Below are 26,038 nucleotides of genomic sequence, written 5' to 3' on the forward strand. Positions count from 1 at the left end.
TTATGTCAACAATAATTGAAAATGAAATAAAACCTAAAATAGGAATTACCATTGGCGACTTGAATGGTGTTGGAATAGAAGTCATCATTAAAACTTTTTCCGACAGCAGAATGCTTTCTGTGTGTACCCCTATCATCTATGGCTCTTCAAAAGTTATTTCTTACCACAGAAAATCACTGCATCAGCAGGAATTTAATTTTAATATTATTCGCACTGCCGAAGAAGCAAGTCACAAAAAAAATAATGTCATCAACTGCTGGGAAGAAGATGTAAAAGTTGAACTGGGCAAGACTTCTGCCATTGCAGGCTCCTACGCACTCAAATCGCTCGAGGCAGCAGGCAAAGATGTACTCGATAAAAAAATTGATGCCATAGTTACAGCACCTATTGATAAAAGTACCATTCACAGCGAAGCATTTCCTTTCAAGGGACATACAGAATATTTTGCAAAACTCTGCGGCAATGCCGAACACGTTATGCTCATGGTGAGCGACAAATTACGTGTTGGACTCATTACAGGTCATGTAGCTATAAAAGATGTTCCAGCACAACTTACCAAAGAAAAAGTTATTGCAAAAACAAAATTGGTTTATCAGTCGCTTCGTAGTGACTTCGGGCTGCAAAAGCCACGCATTGCCATTCTTGCACTAAACCCTCATGCAGGTGACAATGGTTTAATGGGAAAAGAAGAACAGGAAATTATCACTCCTGCCATAACCGAAATGTACAATGCCGGAATTGGTGCATTCGGCCCCTACCCTGCCGATGGATTTTTTGGATCTTCACGATTTAAAAGTTTTGATGCTATCATGGCCATCTATCACGATCAAGGGTTGGTGCCTTTCAAAGCATTGGCTTTTTCAACAGGAGTCAACTACACTGCCGGTCTGCCAATAATCCGCACATCGCCCGACCATGGCACTGCCTACGATCTGGCCGGAAAAAATCAAGCTTCAGAAGATTCATTCCGCGAAGCGGTATATCTTGCCTGCGATATTGCAAAACAAAGACAAATCACAAAAGAGATTACTGCTAATCCTCTGAAATTTTCGCGTATGTCGGCTGATAGGTAATTCATAAAAAGCCAAGCACCACAACCTGATTGATTTTCTTTTTACTTTTGATGTAATAAATAGTTTTAATCCTGACAGTTATCTGATTGACTGTAATGATGTATAAATTTATGAAACATTACATTTTCATTTTTGCGACAGTTATTTTATCTGCTTGTGGAGCAGCTACCTCTGACAACCATAGAAGCGATATTCAATCAAACAAAGTTGACACATCTTCCGTATCCGCAATAGTTTCAACAAATAAAAGTGAGATGGAAGACACGACTGACAATGACTATGCAACATTTTTCGTAGTCGTTGCCGACACAAGTACTGACTATTATTTTCTTCACAAAAAAATGTTTGACCTAAATGGACAACTAAATATCCCTATTGACACTATGGGACGATTTTACAACAAAACAAAAAATCTTATTGCCTTGCCAGATGATGATGAAGATGAGTTGTATGCAGGAGACTATTTTCCAAGACGCTTCCCGTCAGAAAATCTAAGTTTAGAATATTTGGATTTTTACCAAAAGAAGGCCGGTGACAAGACTATTGCTCTAATAACAGGCATATATGAAAACGAGAAAAGTGCCGATAGTGCATTGACTGTATTACATAAAACAGAGGAAAAAGTATTTAAAATCAAAGCAGACATTTATTTGGGTTGTATGCACTGACATACAAATAAAATATCTGCACCAAACAAAAATTCCTGTATAAATCACCCAATTCAGGTGCAACATTAATTTATTTTTTCACCTCAGTAACACTACATTTTTACATTTGGGATAAGGGTAAAATGTGAAAAAATCTACTGAATTTAGATTTTCGAAACTTCCAACACATTTTCTAATCATCAACGCATTTCACCATATAAATCCATGAACAAACTTAACTCTGTCTTTGGTCAGTGATTACCTCGCTATTTTTTTAACAACGATAATGGCTCATTGGCAAGTCCGGAAAAACCTTTAATATCCATTTTTACAGACCCTACCAATATCTTTGCTTCGGCACGAATAGGTATTTTATTTTCATCGTCACTTACCCAAAGTGTCATGTCTTCTTTGTTCTTAAACACACGGCCTTCCAACAACTGTGGATGAAACTTCAAACAGCGAAAAGTGCCAAACTTAGTACTTATATTTTCTTTCCCCACAAACTTGAATTTTACAGGAATAATGGCATCATCCAAATAGGCATCAACAGCAAATATTTCACCGGGCTGAACATTGCTGAAGTCAATTGTGCGTGCATAATAAAATGCAGAAATCAAATCCTGAACATTCTGTGGTGTGGCAATAGTTGCCTTCTTGCTTATTGCTAAATTCTTAACCTGATTAAAAGTAACATCCTGATTGATTTTATATCCACCCTCATAAACCCTTCTGACAAACAACCATGGAATAATTGCCTGTGCATCAATAAAACTTTCATAGCGGTCGCGCACTTTAAAAAACCAGTCAAAAGCCCCCTTTGTTTGTCCAGTACCAACAACATGATAGACCTCCCGAGGTCCTATTGTTTTTTTATCGGGCATCACTTCAAGTTTTGCTTCGCCTGCATCTATTATTCCGTAATGCACACGATATTCCAAAACTTCACCATAAGTAAATGCCTGATTTTCTATCTTGCGTAGTCTTTCCTGTCCTTCGCTGGCACTTGGTTGCATTAAACATATGAGAGCAATTGATAGCATGTTGAAAACATTTTGTAATGCCGAATCAAATTGTAAGCCAAGGACAGAAATTTTCACCGTCAAAAATGAATTTCAATTAAAGACTATTTATTCTGCAACGTCATCGGACTTCTCTCTATTGTCTTCTTGTGTGCCTAAAGTAATACTTACACCTTCGGTATTGTCACTCTCTGCATACTGCATATCAACAGGTGTTCCAATCTCATTTTCATCAAGAATTACATCTTTTAGCTTTGGTAAATCCTTTGCAGATTTCAACCCAAAATGATCCATGAACGTACGGCTAATGCCATAAAGAATTGGCTTTCCAGGACCATCACCTTTTCCTTGTATGGTAATTAAGTCTTTCTCTAACAATTTCTGTATAGAATAATCACAGTTTACACCTCTGATGTTTTCAATCTCAGATTTTGAAACCGGCTGTTTGTATGCAACTATTGCAAGTGTTTCCAAAGCTGCTGTGGTGAGTCGTTTTTTAGAGTTTATCTGCATCAGGGTGTTTACTACTCCATAATACTCTTTCTTACTTAAAAAACGGAACCCTCCTGCAATTTCTACCAATTCAAAAGAATAATCATCTGCTGCGTATTTGTTGATTAATTCAGAAATATTCTGTCTGATATTTTCATTGGAAAGCTCCCATCCGAAACTTGCTTTTAATGCAGCAGCAATTTCATTAGCAGTTATACTTTGCTCTGAAGTGAAAATTAATGCTTCAATATGCTGTTTAAGATTCTCCATTTTTACTCTTGATTTTTATATGAACGGTTCTTGACCATTCAATAGAAAATGCAAAATTAGTATTTCCTTTCAACAGGCCTACTTTCGGCCAAGTTTAAATTTGTTTTTCCTGTAATCCACCTCTTCGCCTATTAAAAACCCTATAGGTTTTAACCCTTCAACATGGTCACAAACCACCTTTAACATCCCTGTAAGAGGTAAGCATAAAACCATTCCTGCCAACCCCCAAACCGAGGCACTGATGATCAGGGCTATTGTTGCTGTGAGTGGATTTATACTGACACTACTGCCTACAACATAAGGAGTAATAAAATTATTGTCAATAAACTGCACCGTAACACAAACTCCGGCAGCTCCTATGGCATAGCCAATTTCATCTTTGGTGAGTAATGCCATAAGTACAGGCAAAATACTTCCAATCAATACCCCAATATATGGAATAATGTTGAGAACAGATGCCAACACCCCAAACAAAATTGCATGTTCAATACCCAATAACAAAAACCCGGTTGAATTTAGAACAGACAAAATCAGCACATCTAAAAAAATTCCTTTCAGATAATTCTGAGAAACTACTGCTACTTTTTTTACAATTTCAAAATATGAATTGTGATTACCATTAGAAACTATTGCTTCAATAAACTGCTTAAATTTCTTTTTATAAAGTGTCAGGAAAAAAACATAAATCGTTACCAAAGCAAAGTTGGCAATAAAACTTCCTGTTGAAGAAAAAAGATTGAGCAGAAGCAATCCACTGTCAGTAATATTTTCCTGCAACTTTGATTTTACCAAAACATTTTGCTGCTCTTTTGTGATTCTGAAAGTTTCATTTACAAAGCGCTGCAAAAACTCTACCTTCTCAAGAAGTTTTGCCTGAAGCAATGGCAAATCTTCAGCAAATGAAATAATCTGAGAATAGAAGAAATACAAAAGGCCACCAACAATTACAAAAGCAAGGATGATACTGCATAGGATTGCAATTGCAGGTGGAAATTTCCATTTTATAAGCTTGTTTGACACCGGCATCAATAAAAAAGAAAACAACACAGCCACTGTAAATGGAATGAGAACATCTTGTGCAGCATGCAGGACATAAAAAATTAAAATCGCCAACAGGATTTTTATAGTTATTCTGATATAGTAAGGCGGTTGATTGATTTCCATTTTTTTTAGAATATGGTTTTAAAAGTAACTAATTCAATTATTATTTTTCAAATATGAAGCACATTTTTCTGCACAAAATTCTCCATCCATAGCTGCAGATACAATTCCACCGGCATATCCTGCACCCTCACCACAGGGGAAAAGACCCTGTACCTGTATATGCATTGCAGTATCTGCATCTCGCGGAATACGTATCGGAGATGAAGTCCGCGACTCTGTACCCACTAACACTGCTTCGTTTGTATAGTAGCCTTTCATTTTTTTACCGAATGTAACAAATGCTGTAGCAAGTGATGCTGTAACAGATTCAGGAAATATCTCAGTCAGATTTACAGAATTGATTCCCGGAATATAGGAGCATGAAGGTAAAGTGGAAGATACTTTTTGATTCACAAAATCAACCATGCGCTGTGCCGGTGCTGCCAGATTGCCACCACCACTGATAAATGCTTGCTGCTCTATCTTTTTCTGAAATTCTAAATAGCGCAACTCTTTTGCTTTTCTAAAAGGTTGAACATCATCTTCTGTAATATTTACTACAATTCCTGAGTTGGCATAGACATTATTTCTTCTTGAAGGACTCCATCCATTTACAACAACTTCACCAATGCCGGTTGCTGCAGGAGCGATGATACCACCGGGGCACATACAGAAAGAATAAATTCCTCGTCCATCATGCTGATGTTTTAATGCATAAGATGCCGGTGGCAAGAATGGATTGCGTGTGTTACAATGATACTGCACACTGTCAATAAGCCGTTGCTGATGTTCTGCACGAACACCAATAGCAATTGGCTTTGCTTCAATCATTATTCTTTGATTGTTTAACATATAAAAGACATCGCGTGCAGAATGACCTGTTGCCAAAATAAGTGCTTTAGACTTAATATGATATTGAGTCGCTCCTTGCTGCACCTCTACACCATTCACACCACTTGCGTCAAAATCAATATTCAGAAGCTTTGTGTTAAATAATACTTCTCCTCCACATTCAATAATCCTGTTTCGCATTGCAGAAATTATAGCAGGTAGTTTATTGGTTCCAATATGCGGATGTGCGTCAACAGCAATATCGGCAGCGGCACCATGCTCAATAAATGTGTTCAGCACTGAAGCTATGTTGCCTCTTTTGTTGGAACGGGTATAAAGCTTTCCATCACTGTAGGTTCCTGCACCACCTTCACCAAAACAATAATTTGACTCGGGATTAATCTGCCTCTGTTTGTTTATGGCAGCAAGATCGCGCCTGCGGTTGCGTACGTCTTTACCACGTTCGATAATTACAGGCTTATATCCACATTCAATAAGACGGATGGCTGCAAACAATCCTGCTGGTCCACATCCTGCAATAATTACAGGTTCTAAATTGCCAACCTGTTGCCACTTTCGATTTTCAGTGAAAGCATCCTGCTTATCTGTCCATTGTAACTGCAATCTGATTTTTACAATCCTGGATCGAGCATCAATACTACGCTTTACAATCCTGAAGAATCGGTTGTTACCAAATTTCCTGGCAACTATGTGTTTAATTGTTTCCTCACTGGCTGCCTCTTCGGGCAGAACAACAAGTTCAATCGTTTGCATAAAAAGTAATTTCTATTATTCGAATGTCAATGACAAGGTGAACATTTTTGAAAACAATCCGTCAAGAGATTTTGAATAAACCAAATCGTCTTTCACCAAAAGATTTCGCAAACCATGATACATTTTTATTTCAGGAGAAAACTTAAACATGGGAAGATAAAAATCGCATCCTACTCCTATTTCGTAACCATAATCGTTGCGTTGCAGTTTCACAAATTCTTTGTCTTTGGCTTTTACTTTTGCCTGCGACACCATATCTATGCTGTACTTAACGCCACCCAGCACATAGGCTCTGAAGTTATTGAGACGTGCCGATTTGAATTTTACATCCAAAGGCAACTCTACAAAAGTTGATTCAACCTTTTTAGTCACAACATTACTTAGTGGTCTTCCTTTTTCAAATGTATAAACCAGATTGCGTGAAGCAAATGCCAGTCCGGGTAAAAACCTTAAATCAAAATGCTCGCCCATTCGCATGTTGGTTACTATCTGAAGATTAAAACCCGATGTACCTTTTGATTCAACAGTATAAAGAGAATCTATTAAACTAAAAGAAGCAACTCTGTCAATCACAAAATCAGTCTTATTGATTCCAAGTATAAATCCAAAATGAAAACGCTGCCTGTCATACTTAGGCAGGTTCAGAATTTTTTGTTTTTGTGCAAACAAACTATCAAGACTGAACAGAAGAAGCAAGAAAGAAAAAACAATTATCTTCCGTTTCATACTGATGCAATGTATAATGTTACAATTCCGAAAGTCATCGGTTTAATATCAATATTAGTAAAACCACACTTTTTCAAAACAAGTGCAAAATCACTTCCTGAACGAAAATGCTTTACCGATTCAGGCAAATATGAATAGGCAGCTGCATCACCGGAAATCATTTTGCCGAAAAGTGGTAACAGATAACGTGAATAGATGCCATAAAATTGTTTAACAGGAAACATTGTTGGCTTACTGAACTCCAGAATATAAACCTTTCCATTATCATGCAGCACACGTTTCATTTCCTTTAATCCTTTTTCTAAATTTTGAAAATTTCGCACACCAAAAGCTACCATCACTGCATCAAAAGTTTGACTGTCGAACTGAAGTTGCTCACTGTCGCCTTCATGCAATGAAATAATATTATTCAGGTTCTTTGCTTTGACTTTTACTCTTCCTTCCTGAAGCATTTTTTCTGAAATATCAACTCCTACTATTTTCTCAGGACATAAACTTGCTGCTGCAATTGCCAAATCACCTGTACCTGTAGCTATGTCCAGAATACTCCTTGGTTTTAGTTTACCAATCTCTTTGATTGTTTTTCGTCTCCAGATTTTGTCAATGCCCAATGAAAGAAAATGATTTAAAAAATCATAACGGTGAGCTACTGCATCAAACATGTGACGCACTTGTTCTTTTTTTGATTCTCCGGTATTGTAAGGCGTTACTTCCATCTTATTTCTCGGAAAGTCTTTTAACCTCGTTCAATAACTGACTGCCATCAATAGGAACAACACCAATCTTTTCGCAAACCAGGCCGCCTGCCAGATTACTGATTGCAGCCATTTCAAAACAAGATAAACCTGCTGCTATTGCCAGAGATGCAACACTGATTACTGTGTCGCCTGCACCACTTACGTCACTGATGTTGCGAATGTGTGCAGGGATAATTCCTTTTTCATTCTTTGAATAATAATACACCCCATGTTCTGACAAGGTAATAAGCAATGACTTAATTTTTTGCTTGGAGGCAAATTCCGATGCCAACTTCGTAAGTGCTGCTGCCGTTGGCTTTTCCAAATCGGTCTTTAGCCCTTCGCGCAACTCTTTAAGGTTGGGCTTAAATAGTGTTACGTTACGATAATGGAAAAAATTATTCTTTTTAGGATCAACCGTTGTTGGAATATTATGCTTCTGTGCTTCTGCAACAATAGCTTCGATTACAGTCTTATTAAGAGCACCTTTATCATAATCTTCAAAAATAATTACCGCTGGCTTTTTTTTCCGTATTATCTCTATTGTTTTTTTTAGGAGCATTTCACTGTCTGTTTGTGACAGTGGTTCGACAACTTCTGCATCGACCCGCAAAAGCTGATGATTGTTGCCCATAACTCTGGTCTTGATGGTTGTAGTTCTTTTAGAAGAGGAAAGTATGCCATCAACAGGCATTCCACTTTTGGCAATCATATCTTTAAACTCTGCTCCGGCATTGTCTTTTCCAACAACTGAACAGATATAAGGCATGGCTCCTAATGAATGAAGATTAACGGCTACGTTGGCAGCACCTCCTGGGCGGCTTTCGCGCTTTTGAACCGTTACCACCGGGACGGGTGCTTCTGGAGATATTCTTTCCACCTTGCCCCACAAATAAGCATCTGTCATGACATCACCAATCACCAATGCCCGCATTTTCTGAATACGGCTTAGAAACAATTCAGTCTGTTTAATATTCACACTTCTAATAATTACTGGAGTGCAAAAATAGGCATTACCGCCAACTTTACTTTATTAGTAACAATTATGGTGTATTAATAGCAAAAAATACTTGGTGGATTCTCATTCATTCTATTAAATATCACCACCTGTATATGTATCTTTTACTTTTTCTTTTTTGCGTTTACTTAGTTTATCCATAGCATAACTACTATGCTTAATCCCTACATAAAAATCAAAACCATTAAATTTAGACAATCCCAACATGGAGGTCAGGTAGTCCGAACCAATAACCACCTGTCCCAAACGCAGACAAGTACCTACACGTAGTTGATCATATTCATACCATGTTAAAGGAAAAGATATTTCATAACGCCATGTTTCTAACCTTGGTGTAAACGAAAGTTGTGCCGGACGTCTGACAGCTGTTGACTTACTTGTGACCGGTTGAATGATTGAGGTATTGAGATATAAAAAGTGAGTCACGCAATAATCGAACTGAAAGCTGATGGCCGTGGGCAGTTTTGCACGGTATCGGGCAGCTACAATACCGGAAGTGGAATCGTCAAAAACTTTGGAACGCAACAATTCTCCTAACTGACTGATGCTTTCCACCTGCGTAGTGTCAAAGTCGTTCCAATCAATACTTTTATTGTCAAACTTTACAGTGCGGGTATCTTTGGCAAACAATATACTACCGGCATCTACCAACGAAAGTCCTATTTTGTATTTATACTTCTTAAACTTCAAGCGTTGTGCATATACATTATACGCTTCGGGGTTAAGTCCATGCAGGTATTGAAAACCCAATGTGGTGCTGAATCCTTTTCCGCGAATTTTCAGATAGTCACTCTGCCCCTCTTCGGGTACGGCATAACCATATTCGGCATCCAGATTGGCTACTTGCAGTTTTGATTCATCGTCAAACCTATAATGCATGTAATTGTTCTGTGCATAAAAACCATCAAAACCCATCAGGTAATTAAAGGTAGCACCTATTGCAATTCTGTTTCCCGGCCCTGCTTCAATCTGCTGTGCAAAGCTTGCACCTATCTCTCCGTATAATAGAGCAGACAAACTATTGTTCTCTGCTGTAAGTTCTTTTTTCTGTAGTGGAACATAGGTAGAGTTCTCGTAAAAGAGTTTTGCCATTTCAAAGTCAATATTCCGCACACTGCCCATAGCTTTAAGTCCGGTATGCAACCCGAAGGCTGTCTGCCCCGACCGGAGAAAAAATGACGGCCCTTTGATACTACTCTGCATAAAAGCATTTTTATCTTTACCCGTATATTGATCCTGCCAGTCGTAGTTAAAGAAGTCTGCTTTAAAAAACTTACCCACCGACATTTCGCCCTTTGGCAAATACAAATAGTTATTATAAAAAGTCATATTTCCCGAAAGTACATTCAACTCATATTTTATTGGAGACACGGCCATTGAAGCGGGATTTATATCTATGGCGAAGTTTCCTGCATAGTTGCTATTGGCTATTCCCCACATGTCCTGCGCCTTCACCAATATGTTTACCTGCAGCATGAACAATAATAAGAGTATTGCTTTTTTCATTCGTAAACTTGTTGTTTGTGATGCTAAACGATACATATATATATGCAGTTATGGCATTAACGGACCAACCTTACCCACTGAAAAAATGTAAGTTTAGCTGTAAGAAATCTTTAAAATACCACACCTTTCACCTTACAAAAACATTAGTAAAATAATAAACGTTGTGGTTATTAACAATGGCGGAATGGTTATACAGACCCCTTTTTCAGAGGAGAAAACAGAAGAAAGCAAGTTGTTTACCTTGTAAAAAGACACGTTTTCAGAGGAGAAAACAATGTTAACATAAAACTTTCCCTCTATGCATTAGTAGTTGTTGCATAGTATTAAAACAAGTTTTTGAGAGTGAAAACGGCTGTTAATAAATTCATGTGCCGCATAGTCTGAAAGCGAAAATTATGTATTTCATTTGCTCAACAAATTAAAAAAAACAAATTTCAAAATGGCAACTAAAAAAGCTAAAAAGGCACCTGCTAAAAAAGCAGCCCCAAAAAAGAAAGCTGCTCCAAAGAAAAAAGCAGCAGCTCCTAAGAAGAAAGCAGCTCCAAAAGCAAAAGCTAAAACAAAGCGTACTCCAAATGCTGCATTCATGAAAGCTATGACAATTGGCGAAGCACTGCATCCAGTTGTAGGAAGCAAGCCACTTCCACGTACTGAAGTTGTTAAAAAACTTTGGGAATACATTAAGAAAAACAAATTACAGGATCCAAAAGAGAGACGTAACATCAATGCTGATGACAACTTGAAAAAAGTTTTCGGTGGCAAAAAAACCGTTTCTATGTTTGAAATGACTAAACTCGTTAGCAAACACCTTTCTTAATTTCCTGTAAGAAAGAAAAAAAAGGGAAGGCTCTCAATAGTCTTCCCTTTTTTTATGTTTACCCCAGGTCGGCCACTTTGCCGCCTGAAACGTGAAGAACTATAGAACACTATAGCCAAATACTACCACAAAACATCCTTACATTTAGCTTCTCAAAAAAACAATGACAGAGGCACTCATTCCCTTAAAGGCCGTTAAGTTTTATCACATATACAACAATGTAGTATGCCGTGAGTTGTTTTTTGAAAGCGATATGGATTACACCTACTTCTTGAAAAAACCAGACAAGTATGTTACGCCCTTAGCAGAGGTGTATGCATACTGTTTACTGCCAAGAAAGTATCTATATTTATAGGTTGTTCTGTTGTTGGTTACCCCAGTTCTACTGAAATGTAAAGATATTCTGCCGAGGGAAATGAGTCGTAAGAATGATTCAATTGAGTAAGGAAACACTTTACTTTTATCATTAATTTTGTTGGATGGAAATAGAATTGGGTTTATAATAATGCTTTACAAATGAATAAGAATCTATATACTCTGCTTTTTATTTTCGGAACATTTATTTCTTATGGCCAGTTTGTTTTTCAAAAAACCTTTGGAGGTAATAACGGTGATTATGGATATACAGTTATTAATTCAGGTGATGGAGGATTTATCATTGGAGGAAGCCAGGCAAGCTCTGCTTCGGGTGGAGGATTTCTTGCTAAATTAAATTCATCTGGAGATACATTATGGACAAAGGCGATTTTTCCAACAAATAGTGTTCAGGCAATTGCTAAAACTGACGATCATGGGTTTATTATAAGTGGTCAAGCCGGAATGGGAGGGGCATCTAACCAAGGGTTTGGTATTTTTAAAATAGATTCTTCAGGCACAATTTTATGGAACACAAACATTATTCGGTCAGGATATATAAATTTTAGTACCTCTGTTTTACAAGCTTATGATAGAAATTACATAGCTGCGGGAACCTCACAGGAATTTCAATTTAATAGTTATGATCAGTTTTATGTTACAAAAGTTGATACATCCGGAAATCTATTGTGGGCAAAAGTTTATCAAACTAGTGGTCTTAATTATTGTAATCAAATAATACAAACCCACGATAGTTGCTTTGTTTTAATTGGTAGTTCAGATTATCCTTCTAACTCTACCAATATAATAAAGATAAATTCAACAGGCAATGTTATTTGGGCAAAAAATCTTTCATCACCAGGGAATACCTTTATTGGACATTCAATTCAGGAAACCAATGATCAATGTTTTATTATTACCGGGTGGAATTTTCAAAATGGACTTTTTGTCTTTAACGCAAGTCTGGTAAAAATTGATAGCACAGGTACTTTACTTTGGGGAAAATCGTTTGGAGGCAACTTTAATGATTATGGATTAAGGATAAAACAAACTCCTGACAATGGATTTTTAATTACTGGCTATACAGGAAGTTTTAACTTGAATAATTGGGATTCTTATTTAATAAAAACAGATAGTATGGGATCTTTGCTGTGGTCAAAAACTTATGGCGGTTCAGGCAATGAACAATGTTATGATATGGATTTATCATCCGACAGTGGTTGTATCATGATTGGGTTCACGTCAAGTTTTGGATTAGGGTATAATGATTGTTATATCATTAAAACTGATTTTATAGGGAATAGTGGTGGCTGCTTTGAATTTAATCCGCAAACGATTAACGATACAATTAACATAATGTCAAACAACCTGTTTATTCAGGTTCTCAATGAGGGTTATCAATTTCCAGTTGGCGCATTTACATCAAACTTTGGAGATGTTAGTGTAGCATGTATGGGTAATGTTGGCGTCAATGATTTCTTTACAGAAACAAAAAATATAATTATTTACCCTAACCCCTCCACAGGAATATTTACTTTTTCAAGCTCATATAATTTTGCTAATGCGGCAATAGAAATTTATGATGTGCACGGAGATTGTATTTATTCAGATAATATAATTAATTCTAACCAAAAAAAAATATGCATAGATAAAATGGTTGATGGAATTTATTTTGTAAAAGTTAGCGAAGAAGAAAAAAAGTATAGTAGGAAAATTATAATTGAGAAAGATTAAATTAATTCCGGTTGTTATACCGTTAAACATGTTTAATATAAAAAGCTAAAAAAAATTGCAGTGTCCAGAGAAATATGATCGGTGCTTTTGAGTTTTATGACTTCCTCCGTCAGATGCGCAAACGGGCAACCTTAAACGTGAAATATTTTTTTCCTTTAGCATATAGGCCATTATAACACTTTGTTCCTTTATTTAATGTTTATACATTTGCTTTGCACATTAAGATTCAGAAAAGGGAAGGTAGACTTTCAATTACTCTCCATTCAAGGAAGTTTCTATCCTAAAGTGTGAAACTTGATTTTAGAACTTTGTTTTATTAAATCACAACAAAAAAAATAGTGCCTTTAATGAATAAATTGGAATTTATTCTGGCAACGTAGTAGCAGGAATAGTTGGTGTAAAGAAGTTTGTTTACGCCATTTGAGTAGATGTGGTTAACACAGCGGTACGTATGGAGTAATATGGTGAAGGCGGTAAAGTCAATATTTTTAAAGCTACTTACGATTTAGTAAAAAATGACGAACAATATATTTTTGAACTTCGTGGAAAAATCGCAGTAAAAGGCAAAGGAGAAGTCGAGATGTAATTTTGTGAAAAATAGAATTTTTTAAACTTTAAAAAATCTGTAGTAATGAAAAATATTAATTTTAAATTATTGATTGTATTAATGTTTTCTGCTTTATGGTTTACATTAGGATGCACCTCTGAAAAAAAAACCGAAATGCCACCTAAGAAAGGACAAGCACTTGTTGACTCTTTGAAATCCGAATTATTACACCCTCAAACAGACACCAACTTGGTTAATATTTACAATGGCTTAAGTGAGCATGCAGGTTGGAGAATGAGTAAAAACGACACTTGTATAGTTTATGCTCAGAAAGCAATGGATTTAGCCAAAAATATAGATTTTAAAGACGGAATGGCAAGGGCCTACAATAATATGGGAAATGCTTATGCTCAAAAAATCGACCGCCAGGAAGCTCTGAAAAATTATTTTGCCGCTCTTGAACTCTATAAAGAAACAGGAAATAAATATTGGCAAGGAAAGGTTTATGTTAATATTGCAATTACCTATGGCGAAATGGCTGATTATCTTAAGGCCATTGAGTATTACAGAAATGCCATAATTCCCGCAACAAAAGCTGATGACCAAGGGGCACTAGCAGGTGCTTATAGCGGAATCGGGCAAATGAATTTGGCACAGGGAGATTTTACCGAGGCGTTGAAAAACTATAGCATTGCCATAAATATTTATAAAAAGATTGGTAAAAAAAGGGAAACAGCAGGTGTTTATCAGAATATAGGAGCAGCATATATCTATCAGGGCAATCCAACAAAAGCACTTGAATATTATAAAAACAGCCTGAAAACGGCTGAAGAATTAAATGATAAATTTTCTATCGCCAATGCAATAGCACTCATTGGAGATGCCTATGGTTTTCAGGGAAATTACACAGAAGCCCTTAAGGAATTTTATGAATCACTTAAGCTATTTGAAGAAATAAATGACAAGAGTGGTATAGGTTTTAGTCGTCTGAAAATAGGCCAGGTATGTTTAACGCAGGGTAATTTTTCTGATGCTTTGAAAAATTTTAACATTTACCTGGATATCGGCAAAGAATTAGAAAGCAAAGAGAGGATTTCATATGCACACCGTATGATTGCGGAAGTATATACACAACAAAATGATTTTCCCAATGCCCTAAAGAATTATTTAGCTGATCTAAAAGTTGCTGAAGAAATAGGAAACCCATCTGAAATTGCTTATAGCAATATGGGTATAGGAAGTGTGCATTATGCACAGTCCGACTTCACCTCTTCCCTGAAATACTATTTTGATGGATTGAAAATATTTGAAACTATTAGAGATAGGGGTGGAATGGCTTCTTGTTATACCGGGATAGGAGCAGTTTATATTCAGCAAAACCGGGCTGAAGAAGCAGAAAAGTGGTTACAGAAAGGCCTTGTAACACATAAGGAAACAGGTAGTAAAGATGGAATTAGAGATGCTTATGGCTACCTATCCAAAGCCGACAGCGCTTTAGGCAACTTTAAAGGCGCCTTTGAAAACCACAAAATGTTCATTACATACAAAGACAGCCTCTTCAACGAAGAAAACACCAAAAAGCTAACTCAGGCAAGCATGCAATACGAATTTGATAAGAAGCAAATTGCTGATAGTTTAAAGTTTGCACAGGAAAAAGAACTTGGAGCAGTTAAGTTGCCGAAACAAAAAGCAATTACGTACGGTGGTTTTGCAGGAATAGCCATCACCATTGTATTATTGTTTTTTGTTTATCGCAACTACAGCAAACAGCGCATCGCCAATCAAAAACTAAAAGAAGCACAGGAGCAATTAATAAGGAGCGAAAAAATGGCAGCATTTGGTGTGATGGCTTCACGCATTTCGCACGAAATACAAAACCCTTTGAATTTTGTAAACAACTTTTCTGAGCTTGCGGAAGAAATGGTAAATGATATTGTACAAAATGGCAATGAGAATGAAAGAAAGGAAACAGCAGCAGATCTGATAAACAATCTCCAAAAAATAAAACAACACGGGAAGCGCGTTGATGCTATTATTAAGCAACTGCAGGAACATACCAATAAAGGAACAGCTCACGAATACTTTGAAACGAAACAATAATAGTACCTGTAGCACAATCAATAACAACTAAGACTTTGTTGCGCCCCTAGAGCAAACAATGAAGTCTTTTCTCCGTCCATTCAAAGTCTCCCGCATTTCAGGGGACTTTGAAATTATAAAAAAGCATTAAAGGGATAATACGTTTTTATGAATATAGAACTTACGTGGAATATAATTTCACATTATGACTTCACGTAGAAAATATGATGAGCAGGTAGTAATGTTTTATTACACCATTACCTGCTTTGCATGGATGCCGATATTTGAGATTGCAAATTTTTATGATGTTTGTGGCAAACGGCAAATGATTTTTGGCGTACGAAGTGGTTAAAAGATTAAAGGAGTCAGGTAGATTTGATTTATTGTTGAAAATGGAACAAGTCGTTCCTAAAGAACAAGCTATAGACGGTAAGTTGCATCACGTATTTGAACAATCGTTTGACTGTAACACATGGTATACGAAAAAGTCTATGAAACAAAAGTTAGATTACATACATCACCATCCCTGTGCAAAAAAGGAGAATTTGGTAAATGAGTTTACCGATTACAAACATTCAAGTGTAGGGTTTTATGAACTTAATTTGTCCGAGTTTATGTAGTTGATGAGGTCACTGAAATGGAATGGTAAGTAGCAATTACTGTATTCAAAGTCCCCTGACTTCAGCTGTCAGACGGTGTCAGCGCACCAAGGTAAAATCCCCCTCAGTTTGCCAAGTTACTTAACTTTTAAAAATTCAAACATATAAGGTAAAATATATGCCCCATAATTGTTACGAATCTTTGCGAGTACTCAAAACAACAGTATATTTCAAATAAGGGAAGGAAGATTTTTGGGAGTGGTTGGCGACAACACCAAACACAGGGGAAAGAACGTAAACACTAAACGAGTCTAAGTGTTTACTACTTTGCAGTGTCGGTCGGACCCACCACTTGCTTACAATCATGGAAAAGGAATCTCTATTTATTTAGCTCAAAACTTGAAAAAATATATTTACATTTGCCATTGGCATGGGGTTGTTTTGTCAGAACCCCAAAAATAAACCTTAGGGGAAAACTATAACATGCCCTTTTTATTGAGCTATATTGAACAGATGTGATTTATTAGTATTTATTAGCTATCATGGATTTATCAATTAAAGTTAGAAAGGTTGTTCATAATAACGAGAATCGTATTATTATTTCTTTTCCTTATGAAGAAGAGCTAGTTTTATTGATAAAAAAGTTTGAAGATGCTCGATGGAGTAAAACGCACCGTGCATGGCATATTCCACAGAATAAATATAATATATCGGATATTTTTAAGGTATTTAAAAATAAGGCGTGGGTTGATTACAGAGATTTTTCGAGAAAAGATGTGTTAGATACCACTGTTGAAAGTGGTAAAAGAGGTGCAAAAACAGTTTTAGAAGAAAAAATAAGTGCTGAAGCCATAGAAAAAATTGAAAAATTCAGGTTTTGGCTTCATTCCAGAAGATACAGCCCAAGTACTATTAACACCTATTTAGATTCTATAAAAACCTTTTTGCGATTTTATGCTTTTAAAAAGATTCAGGAGATTGATAATAATGATTTAATTCGATTTAATAATGAATACATCTTAGCTAATAATTATTCTGCATCGTTTCAAAATCAAGTAGTGAATGCGGTTAAACTTTTTTTTAAAACGATAGAAAATTCTCCTTTAGATATAGATGCCATACCTAGACCAAAACGTGCGAAAAAGTTACCTAATGTACTTAGTAAGGAAGAAGTAAAAGCTATACTTGACACACCCACAAACATTAAACACAAAGCTATGCTTAGTTTAATATATGCTTGTGGATTAAGGTGCGGAGAAATACTTAGTTTAAAGCCAAATGATATAGATTCTAAGAGAAATATACTTCATGTTAAAAATGCTAAGGGGCAAAAAGACAGAATTGTGCCACTGAGTGAAAAGATTATTGTTTTGTTGAGGGAGTATTATAAGGCCACAAAACCCAAGTATTATTTATTTGAAGGTCAAACTAAGGGTAATAGGTATGATGCAAGGAGTTTGCAAAATGTGTTAAAACAAAGTATAGCTAAAACAAAAATTACAAAACCGGTTACTTTACATTGGTTAAGACATAGTTATGCCACGCATTTGCTGGAAAGCGGTACCGATTTAAGATATATACAAGAGATTTTAGGACATAACAGCAGTAAAACAACAGAAATTTATACCCATGTAAGTACCAAAAGTTTACAACAAATTAAATCGCCATTTGATTTTTTATGAATAAAAAAACAGAAAATAACCAGATAAGAATAAAACGCCAATTTATGGCTACAATCTACCCAATTTGGGTAGATAAGCGAAAGTTTTACTCGTATATAAGCTAGTTATAGGTGATTTTATGAAGACAATACCGACAATATTAATTTTGACCTTGACAGCTTGCACAAATCCGATAGACAAGCAAGTCAGCATCAATGGAACAGACTCATTTGTTCAAGTAGCCAACACACCCATTTTTGAAATAAAAGACACTCTAAGGACAAGTGGAGACCGTGAATATATCGACAGTGCAAACTTTAGTATTATTCGAGGAAAATATGTTTCAGGGGCAAAATTCATAGAAGTATATCAAAACGAGTTAACCAAGCTTGACAACTGGAAAGAGTATTATGAGAATGGACAATTGAAAGAAGAAGGAATTATGACAAATGCTCATCACAATTATGTTGGGGTTTGGAAGTATTATTCAACGACAGGTAAACTTGATAGCATAATTGACTATGACAAGAGGTATCCGATTTCTTACTTTGACGCTTTAAAGATTGCAGAAAAGAAAGGATTCAAAATGCCTGACATGGAGGTTACATTGCAAGTCGACAGTCTCAATACTTTTTGGCAAATAGCAAGGTGGACAGAAAACGAAAATCACGGAGGACAAACAGCAGAAGCAATTCTAATAAACACTAAGACAGGTAAGGTGACAAAGCCAAAGTATCAACTCATGAGCATATACTGACAATGAGAAAAACCACCTATAACAGCACATTTGCAATAGGCGGGGTTTCGTGCTTCGTAGACAGTTTTGTGGTTAAAGGAAGTTCAGTTCTCCGAAAAAACATTTGTGCTGAAAAGCCCGCCCATCGCAAATCTGCAAACCGTTATCCGCAACCCTATGGCGACAGTGCTAACTTGAAACTGACTGCAAGAAATGAACAGACGAAATACAAAACATCCTATCTTAGACCGACAATGTTGAGAGCAACTTTAATCATATTGACTTTAGCAACTTTTGTTTTGACGGGTATGACCGGCAGACAGCAAACTGCTGCGACTGACTTTCAAGCAAAGGTTGACAGCTTTGTAAAAAATTATTCGGCTGACTTTACAATCAGCAAAGACAATCTTGACGGTGCGGGACAACAATACACACTTGATACAAGAACTAACCCGACTTGGAAGAAAAAAGTAACTCTCAAAAGCAAAACTTCTTTCGTTAACAATTACAAGCAAACAGTTTATCAGCGACTCTATCTTTCATTTTACCAATATGAAACTGACAAGCAATGCACCGCAGCTCTTGACAGTTTGATGAATTGTTTTGGCGGTGATTGCGGTAAATTAAAGTGGGGAGTAAGCGGACAATCTGCAAAAACAATTCCCTGCATTTATCTAATCAGTGAAAAAGAAATTGTTGCTTGCCACATTAACTGCGAACATCAAAATGACTTCTGGACAAAATTCAAACATGACCTTGAAATAACTTTTGGAAATGGAACATCAGCTATTATTGAATCAGGTTGTGGCGGACCTATTAACTTCAAAAAGTTTTAATGAATAGTTTTACACGACTAACACTTGGACTGGCAGCCATATTTTTTATTTTGGTTGTTGTGCTTTCTTTTTCTGGCTCTTTGACTTTTGGACACGGACTTGGCGACTTGGCTTACATACTTCCGCTTATCTTTTGGACACTTGCAATCGGAGCAATTTATAAATTCACCAAAAAGGTTGACTTCAATTCCAACAAGCTGATTTCTGTTCTCATAGTTTTTGTTTTGCTGTTTTCAGTTTATTACACAGTGCGACAATTCACAGTTGACAGAGGTTCTGAATTTAAGTGGGACGGACATGTTTTTTTATCTTCTGCAAAAGCCGACCACGATAAACAAAATGAAGAAAAGTATAAAAGAGAATTACAGCGACTGGACAGTTTGATAACTGCAAATCCAAATGACTTCAAATCACTTTACGACAAAGGACTTTTGTTCAGACATAATGGAGAGTGGCAGAAATCAATTTCTGAATACGAGAAAGCATTTAAAGTGAATCCAAATTATTTTGATGCATACTTTGAATGTGCTTACAGTTACAGCAACATTAAGCAATACGAAAAAGCAGTTGAACTTTATCAAAAGGCATCAGACATTGACACAACAAACAATAAAGTGAAAGAGATAATTAAAAATCTGAAGGAGTATCACCATCTTTGAACTGCAGAGGAAATGAAAAATCAAACAGGTATCATCGCCTTGAACAAACTTTGGTGCGGACTTCAAACTGACGAACTCCGAACGAACAGCAGGGCAGCGGATAACATAAAGATTAAAAGAAATTTTTAAAAAGGGGGCTTTGAGTGGTTAACGAACAGTTGTACTTCTATCAAACAGTGGTGCGTAAACAAACAGTTGTGCATCTAATCCCCCTTTTTAAAAACTTCTTTAATCCCTTCTTCGTTAGCGGCAATTAGGTCGCCGGCTTAGACAGACTCTGCAAAAAATTAAAATACCGCCTAATCATTATCCTTACTGGACTACTTCTTCCAGAGATGACTAAAATCATTTTTTTCGAATGTTATAGGATGTAACTTTGCGAAATTTAGCATTTACTTAAATAAAAATTAAACATTCGAAATGGGAAAGAAAATAGCAATAAAAAAAGCAAGTTCGCCACCAACCAATACTACATTAGCAAAGCTAAAAAGAGTCTCATCGGGAGACGTTATAAAAGGGAAGAGCCCTAGTCAGATTCAAAACAAAACAATTCAGGTTAGACATGAAGCCAAAATTGAAAAAGAAGTGGCTGCACTTGAAGATATAATCGGAAAGTCTAAAAATAAGAAAATGTCTTTAAACGACTATTTGGAAAAATTTTCTGAGGAAGAGAGAAAAGAGGTTATTAAACTACTAACAAATGATTTAGAAAATAATCAGGTTGAGAAACATCCTGATGAGGTTTTGTCAAAAGTTTGGCATCAAGGCGGATATCCTTATGAATATCTGATGACAAGAAAAAACTATGAAAAACAAAAGTATAAATTACAGGTAGAACTATTAAAACTTCAATCATGGGTCAAGGAAACCGGTGCCAGAGTTGTGATTTTATTTGAGGGAAGAGATGCTGCAGGTAAGGGAGGAACAATTAAACGCCTTATGGAACATCTCAACCCAAGGGGTGCGAGGGTTGTTGCCTTAGAGAAACCAACAGATGAGGAAAAGGGGCAATGGTATTTTCAGCGATACATCAAGCACTTCCCATCTAAAGGAGAAATTGTTCTATTCGATCGCTCGTGGTATAACAGAGCAGGAGTAGAAAAAGTAATGGGATTTTGTAATGAAGAGGAATATTTAGAGTTTATGCGTGAGGTTCCGGAATTGGAACGCAACTTAATACGAAGTGGCATATATCTATTTAAATTTTGGTTTTCTATTAGTAAAGACGAACAAAAAAGAAGGTTTAACGACAGGGAAAATCATCCACTAAAACAATGGAAATTATCGCCAATTGATAAAGCCTCATTAGACAAATGGGATGATTATACAGACGCTAAAGAAAAAATGTTCTTCTATTCAGACACTTCAGATTCACCTTGGATTGTTATTAAATCAAACTGTAAAAAACGAGCTAGACTCAATGCAATGAGATATGTTTTAAACAGATTTTCATATGCCGACAAAGACGAAGCCAATATTGGAAAATTAGATTCCTTAATTGTAGGTCGCTCTAATGTAATTTATGAAAAAGGTGAAAAGAGGTCGCATGAAGTGACCTCCTCGTAAGCAACTTAACAATAAACAATTTTGTATTAATAATAACTGCCACTAACACACGCTTTATTCAATTTGGGCGGAAGTATAAGGCATTTGCAAAAGTTGTCCCTTCGGGAAGGACAGTTATTTATGCTTTGCAAATGGCTAAAAAACATTTAGCTTTGTTAGTAGCATTTCGGTAGACAGTGTTTCAAAACCCAAACTGAAATAAAGCGCGAAAACGTTAGTGGCAATTAGAATGAAAAATAAACACGCAATACAAAAAATTGACAAAATACTGAGTTATCATTATCATTTTACCGACTGGGAGTTTGGCGGAGGAAATGACTTTACAGGAGAAAAGTGTCCTCGCCCAGAGAAAACTGAATGGTTGGTTGAATTATTTAAATTAAAAATGAATCGACTAAAAGACTTTCTTAATGCCAACTCGAATACTCTTGACTTGGAAAGATTTATTTTACAAGAGGTGACAAGCTTAGACTCGACCCAGTTTTTTAAAAGGGAATATGAACTATTTGTTGGAAAATACGGTGAACTTCCTTATTGGCTTCTTAATTGTAAGGTAGCAAACAATTTTCTTCAAGAAAATAGAGACAAACTAATCTATGCAGACAGCTCTAAAGGTTGACTATTTAACGAAAGACATAACTGCCACTAACACGGGTTTTGCATTAGTGGACGGACAGTGCAAATAGAAACATTTGAGCAATTAATAAACGTTGGTGCTGGCAGACAGTTTACGGGTTCAAAAGCCCACCAACGCAAAGCCCGAAACCGTTAGCTGTCATTGCAGAGTGACATCCAAACAAGAAACGAATAGATAAAACAGAGACAGAATAAATGACAACTGAAAACACTTTGACACTTTTAAACTCAATTCACAGCGACCTAAAAATTGTGAAAGAATTAGTTTATGACAAATGTGGTTTTAACTTGACAAACTTGAAACAAAACATAGAAAGTAGAGAATATGGAGCTTGTACTTTTGAACTCAACGGAAAAATAATTGAACAACGAATTTCTAAAATTACACCAACAAAAGCAGGACAGTTTGTAACGATTTGGAAACGAAACAAAGACGGAATAACTGAACCATTTGATTATGAAGACAACTTTGATTTTGTGATTATAACGGCAAGGAATGACGAAAATTTTGGACAATTTATTTTTCCGAAATCGGTGTTAGCAGACAATGGAATAATAACAAAGAACGGAAAAGCAGGAAAACGTGGAATAAGAGTTTATCCAATTTGGGACATTACGACAAATAAACAAGCTATGAAAACTCAAAGTTGGCAGACAAAATATTTTATGGCAATTAAAAATGACAGCTCAATCGACCTTGAATTAACAAAGAAACTATTAACCCAAACAAACGAAAATAATTGAGAAAGAAAAGCAACGAACAGCTAACATTATGCCGAATAGAAAAAAGCCCTAATGCAAAAAAGCCCTGAGAGTAGAAAACACTTCAGGGCTTTTTGCTATTCGGTGTTCAGCGACACCGGTATTTTTTGTATAGGAGGTTTTGTAGCTTTGGTTCTTTGTGATTTAGTGCTTTTTATAGTTACCGGTTGTAGTATTTCGCATGTTTGCGGATGATTGGGTTTGCTTAAACACACAACTTCCCCTACCCAAGATACTTAGGATTTTAGATGCTGTCATTATGTTTGTTATTGTCATCGCATTTGTTTAACAGGTTTTTGTATCTTTTGTGGAGAGCCTTTGTTGTGCAACAGCGCTACATTTACTAACTGTACACCCTGCCGTGCTATGTTGATATAGGTTGCCTGTAATTCTAAGGTTCCAGTTTTACAAACACTACACTGCGTAATATCCACACCGTACTTCATCGCTGCTAAAGTGGTTACGGGTAGTTTTACTTTTAGTGGTGGCTCTGCTATTTTTAATTGCCTGCAAATAGATTTTAAACGCTCTGTTTTGTTCTGATGGGATAAAAACCCACTGTGCCGTATCTTCACAAAACCTTTGGGCAGTATGTGTTGCTCAAACCTGCGCAAAAATTCTTCATGGCTCAAGGTCATCAACTTTTGTTTGTTGTCATCTTGGTAGTCTTTGTATTTGAATGTGATGGTTGTGTCGGTTATTGCCATTATCCGATGCGTAGTAATAGCAACCTTATGCGTATATCTGCCTAAGTATTCCAACACCTGTTGTGTCCCGCCAAAAGGACGTTTGGCATATACATTCCACTTGATGAACTGCAATTCTCCCATTGTTTTCTCAAACATTTTTTCATCTTCAATATTCAGTTGATGATTGAATTTTAATGCTAACAGTTTTTCTAAGAAATAGCCCTTGAAAATCTTTTCCATCGCTCTTCTGGGAAAAAGAAAGTTACCGGTCCTGCGTTTCTCTTTTTGCCACCGGCCCTCTTTATCTATGCCACCACCACTCACGATGCAATGTATGTGCGGATGAAAAGTTAAGTCTTGTCCGTTGGTGTGCAAAATGCTGATGATGCCCGGTGTTCCTCCAAGATATTTTTCATCACTACCCAATTTTCTAAGCGTATAATTGCTTGCTTCAAACAACAAATTAAGAACTGCTTTGCGGTTGCCCATGGCCAGACTTCTTAATTGCTGCGGCAGGGTAAACACGATATGGAAATAGGTGGTGGGCAACAACTCACTCATTCTGTCGTGCAGCCACTGTTCGCGCTTTAAGCCACCACAATTGGGGCAATGCCGGTTGCCGCAACTATGATATTGGTGATGTTGGTGAGAACAAGTATTGCAGCGATAAACATGCATGCCTAACCTTAACGTATGGCAATCGGACAACTTTTTCAACACACTTTGACTGTACGGATTAAACTGCTGTCCACTGTGGTGGGCAAAGATTCTGGTTTGAAGCCTTTGCTTAATTTCCGCTTGTTCCACCACCCAATCTTTCTAAGGGAGATACAATGCCAAGCTGGGTGTGGTGTTGCAGGTGCAGATAAATCATGGTGGTTTCTAACTTGCTATGGCCAAGCAGTGTTTTTATCACATGAATATTATTGCCCTGATTGAGCAGGTGCGTAGCAAAGGAGTGTCGCAGGGTATGTGCCGTAAACCGTCCGCATTCGAATCCTGCTTTTTGCATGGCACTATTTACCACCAACTGCATGCTGCGTACATGAACAGCACACTTGGTCTGTTGGCTGGTAAACAGGTATTCTTTGGGGCGTCCGGCCTGTAAATAGTACTGCCTAAGCTGAATCAATAAACTTTGTGGCAGTAAGGTGAAACGATCTTTTCCGCCTTTACCCTGTACTACTTTAATACGCTGGTTGGTGCTGTCTATATGGCTAATCTTTAAATCACACACTTCGCTAATGCGCATACCGCAGCCATAAAGCAACCCCACAACACAGTATTCTTTTAAAGAAAGCGATGCATTAAACAGTTGGGCTACTTGCTGCTCTGTCATAATATCAGGAAGCACAAATTGTTTTTTAGGGTAAAGCTTGCTGGGAACGATATAATCCGATGGCATAACTTTCTTAAAAAAGTAACTACAGGCTTGTGCCACACTCCTGCATTTGGCTCGGCCTACCCTATGGTTCTCTTTAATAAATAGCACATAACGCTCAATGTGTTCTTGCCGTAATTCTTCCACTTGCAAATTGTTGTAATGCTTAAAGAGCAAGGTGAGCTCTTGCAGGTAGTTGCGCACAGAGCCCTTGCCGTACTCTTGTATTTGTAAAAGTTGCAGAGTCTTTTGCAACCATCTTTTGCCACTTTCATTGAGTGGTTTTAAAGAAATGGTGTTTCCTTTCATAATATATTTTTTGATGAAAGGTAATGTCCGTATCTTTGCTTATGATGTCAATAGCAAAATACAAAACTCACCGAAGGTGTCGCTTGAACAGCGGTTTGGCAAAATGGCGGCTGAAGTGCTAAATTGAACATTCGGTTTTCTATTAACATTTGTGCTAAATTGAACGTACGTGCTTTTAAATCCGCCACTTCGCCAAGCCGCAAAACGTTACCTGCAAGCCTAAAGAACGAACCGAGTAAAAATGAACGACAGAATGAAACAGGAAAATAAGACACAGAACAAGTGAACCATCAGACAGCCGACCCAAAAGCCAACGCTTCTGTATTTTTATTTTTTCCCACCGCACATTTTTTAAAAACAATTTTAGCCAGCCGCACAAATGGCACATTTGGTTTTGCCCAACACACAAGCCGACCCTTCGCAAAACCAAAAGA

Annotated in this window: 23 protein-coding genes; 13 read left to right on the forward strand and 10 right to left on the reverse strand. The window is 36.8% G+C overall.

Annotated features, from left to right (window positions below):
• Positions 1-2: 2 nt before the first annotated feature.
• Both pdxA and V9G42_14020 read left to right on the forward strand, forming a co-directional pair.
• Complete coding sequence (gene pdxA / locus V9G42_14015; GenBank protein ID MEI2760540.1) at positions 3-1,073, forward strand: 4-hydroxythreonine-4-phosphate dehydrogenase PdxA; 1,071 nt, start codon at positions 3-5, stop codon at positions 1,071-1,073.
• A 110-nt stretch (positions 1,074-1,183) separates the two neighbouring features.
• On the forward strand, positions 1,184-1,741 hold the full coding sequence (locus V9G42_14020) for a hypothetical protein (GenBank protein MEI2760541.1): 558 nt from the start codon (positions 1,184-1,186) through the stop codon (positions 1,739-1,741).
• 245 nt (positions 1,742-1,986) lie between these two features.
• Here V9G42_14020 and V9G42_14025 read toward each other — a convergent pair whose 3' ends face one another.
• From V9G42_14025 to V9G42_14060, 8 genes are all read right to left on the reverse strand, one after another.
• On the reverse strand, positions 1,987-2,763 hold the full coding sequence (locus V9G42_14025; GenBank protein ID MEI2760542.1) for a DUF3108 domain-containing protein: 777 nt from the start codon (positions 2,761-2,763) through the stop codon (positions 1,987-1,989).
• 87 nt (positions 2,764-2,850) lie between these two features.
• Positions 2,851-3,504 carry an SMC-Scp complex subunit ScpB gene (gene scpB / locus V9G42_14030; GenBank protein MEI2760543.1) on the reverse strand — a complete coding sequence of 218 codons (654 nt, stop codon included), beginning with the start codon at positions 3,502-3,504 and terminating at the stop codon, positions 2,851-2,853.
• Between the two features lie 78 nt (positions 3,505-3,582).
• The gene (locus V9G42_14035; GenBank protein ID MEI2760544.1) at positions 3,583-4,668 is read right to left on the reverse strand and encodes an AI-2E family transporter; all 1,086 of its coding nucleotides are present in this window, start codon (positions 4,666-4,668) and stop codon (positions 3,583-3,585) included.
• 33 nt (positions 4,669-4,701) lie between these two features.
• Positions 4,702-6,252, reverse strand: coding sequence for an FAD-dependent oxidoreductase (locus tag V9G42_14040; GenBank protein ID MEI2760545.1), 1,551 nt, complete (start codon positions 6,250-6,252; stop codon positions 4,702-4,704).
• Positions 6,253-6,267: 15 nt separating this feature from the next.
• The gene (locus V9G42_14045) at positions 6,268-6,978 is read right to left on the reverse strand and encodes a porin family protein (GenBank protein MEI2760546.1); all 711 of its coding nucleotides are present in this window, start codon (positions 6,976-6,978) and stop codon (positions 6,268-6,270) included.
• Positions 6,975-7,694 (reverse strand): bifunctional demethylmenaquinone methyltransferase/2-methoxy-6-polyprenyl-1,4-benzoquinol methylase UbiE, encoded by a 720-nt coding sequence (ubiE, locus tag V9G42_14050; GenBank protein ID MEI2760547.1) that lies wholly within the window; start codon positions 7,692-7,694, stop codon positions 6,975-6,977. The genes V9G42_14045 and ubiE overlap by 4 nt, the downstream gene beginning before the upstream one ends.
• 1 nt (position 7,695) lies before the next feature.
• Positions 7,696-8,694: a bifunctional ADP-heptose synthase gene (locus tag V9G42_14055; protein MEI2760548.1), complete on the reverse strand. Its 999-nt coding sequence runs from the start codon at positions 8,692-8,694 to the stop codon at positions 7,696-7,698.
• 114 nt (positions 8,695-8,808) lie between these two features.
• Positions 8,809-10,239 (reverse strand): hypothetical protein, encoded by a 1,431-nt coding sequence (locus tag V9G42_14060; protein ID MEI2760549.1) that lies wholly within the window; start codon positions 10,237-10,239, stop codon positions 8,809-8,811.
• Between the two features lie 439 nt (positions 10,240-10,678).
• On the opposite strand from V9G42_14060, the gene V9G42_14065 reads away from it, so the two are divergent.
• From V9G42_14065 to V9G42_14115, 11 genes are all read left to right on the forward strand, one after another.
• A complete protein-coding gene (locus V9G42_14065) occupies positions 10,679-11,056 on the forward strand; it encodes an SWIB/MDM2 domain-containing protein (GenBank protein ID MEI2760550.1) in 378 nt (125 codons plus the stop codon).
• Positions 11,057-11,572: 516 nt separating this feature from the next.
• Entirely contained in the window at positions 11,573-13,144 is a 1,572-nt protein-coding gene (locus V9G42_14070; protein ID MEI2760551.1) for a T9SS type A sorting domain-containing protein, read from the forward strand.
• A gap of 631 nt (positions 13,145-13,775) precedes the next feature.
• Positions 13,776-15,791, forward strand: coding sequence for a tetratricopeptide repeat protein (locus V9G42_14075; GenBank protein ID MEI2760552.1), 2,016 nt, complete (start codon positions 13,776-13,778; stop codon positions 15,789-15,791).
• A 184-nt stretch (positions 15,792-15,975) separates the two neighbouring features.
• Positions 15,976-16,122: a hypothetical protein gene (locus V9G42_14080; GenBank protein MEI2760553.1), complete on the forward strand. Its 147-nt coding sequence runs from the start codon at positions 15,976-15,978 to the stop codon at positions 16,120-16,122.
• 789 nt (positions 16,123-16,911) lie between these two features.
• Positions 16,912-18,051, forward strand: coding sequence for a site-specific tyrosine recombinase/integron integrase (xerA, locus tag V9G42_14085; GenBank protein ID MEI2760554.1), 1,140 nt, complete (start codon positions 16,912-16,914; stop codon positions 18,049-18,051).
• A gap of 118 nt (positions 18,052-18,169) precedes the next feature.
• A complete protein-coding gene (locus V9G42_14090) occupies positions 18,170-18,787 on the forward strand; it encodes a hypothetical protein (GenBank protein MEI2760555.1) in 618 nt (205 codons plus the stop codon).
• Between the two features lie 2 nt (positions 18,788-18,789).
• On the forward strand, positions 18,790-19,602 hold the full coding sequence (locus V9G42_14095) for a hypothetical protein (GenBank protein MEI2760556.1): 813 nt from the start codon (positions 18,790-18,792) through the stop codon (positions 19,600-19,602).
• Positions 19,602-20,261, forward strand: a complete 660-nt coding sequence (locus tag V9G42_14100) for a tetratricopeptide repeat protein (protein MEI2760557.1) — start codon at positions 19,602-19,604, stop codon at positions 20,259-20,261. The genes V9G42_14095 and V9G42_14100 overlap by 1 nt, the downstream gene beginning before the upstream one ends.
• 420 nt (positions 20,262-20,681) lie before the next feature.
• Complete coding sequence (gene ppk2 / locus V9G42_14105) at positions 20,682-21,827, forward strand: polyphosphate kinase 2 (protein ID MEI2760558.1); 1,146 nt, start codon at positions 20,682-20,684, stop codon at positions 21,825-21,827.
• A 229-nt stretch (positions 21,828-22,056) separates the two neighbouring features.
• A complete protein-coding gene (locus V9G42_14110; GenBank protein MEI2760559.1) occupies positions 22,057-22,446 on the forward strand; it encodes a hypothetical protein in 390 nt (129 codons plus the stop codon).
• Between the two features lie 212 nt (positions 22,447-22,658).
• Positions 22,659-23,207, forward strand: a complete 549-nt coding sequence (locus V9G42_14115; protein ID MEI2760560.1) for a MepB family protein — start codon at positions 22,659-22,661, stop codon at positions 23,205-23,207.
• A gap of 290 nt (positions 23,208-23,497) precedes the next feature.
• Here V9G42_14115 and V9G42_14120 read toward each other — a convergent pair whose 3' ends face one another.
• On the reverse strand, positions 23,498-24,721 hold the full coding sequence (locus V9G42_14120; protein MEI2760561.1) for an IS91 family transposase: 1,224 nt from the start codon (positions 24,719-24,721) through the stop codon (positions 23,498-23,500).
• The gene (locus V9G42_14125; GenBank protein MEI2760562.1) at positions 24,702-25,604 is read right to left on the reverse strand and encodes a tyrosine-type recombinase/integrase; all 903 of its coding nucleotides are present in this window, start codon (positions 25,602-25,604) and stop codon (positions 24,702-24,704) included. The genes V9G42_14120 and V9G42_14125 overlap by 20 nt, the downstream gene beginning before the upstream one ends.
• Positions 25,605-26,038 lie beyond the last annotated feature (434 nt).

This window comes from Bacteroidia bacterium (assembly GCA_037045145.1).
In the GTDB taxonomy this organism is placed as follows: domain Bacteria; phylum Bacteroidota; class Bacteroidia; order AKYH767-A; family OLB10; genus OLB10.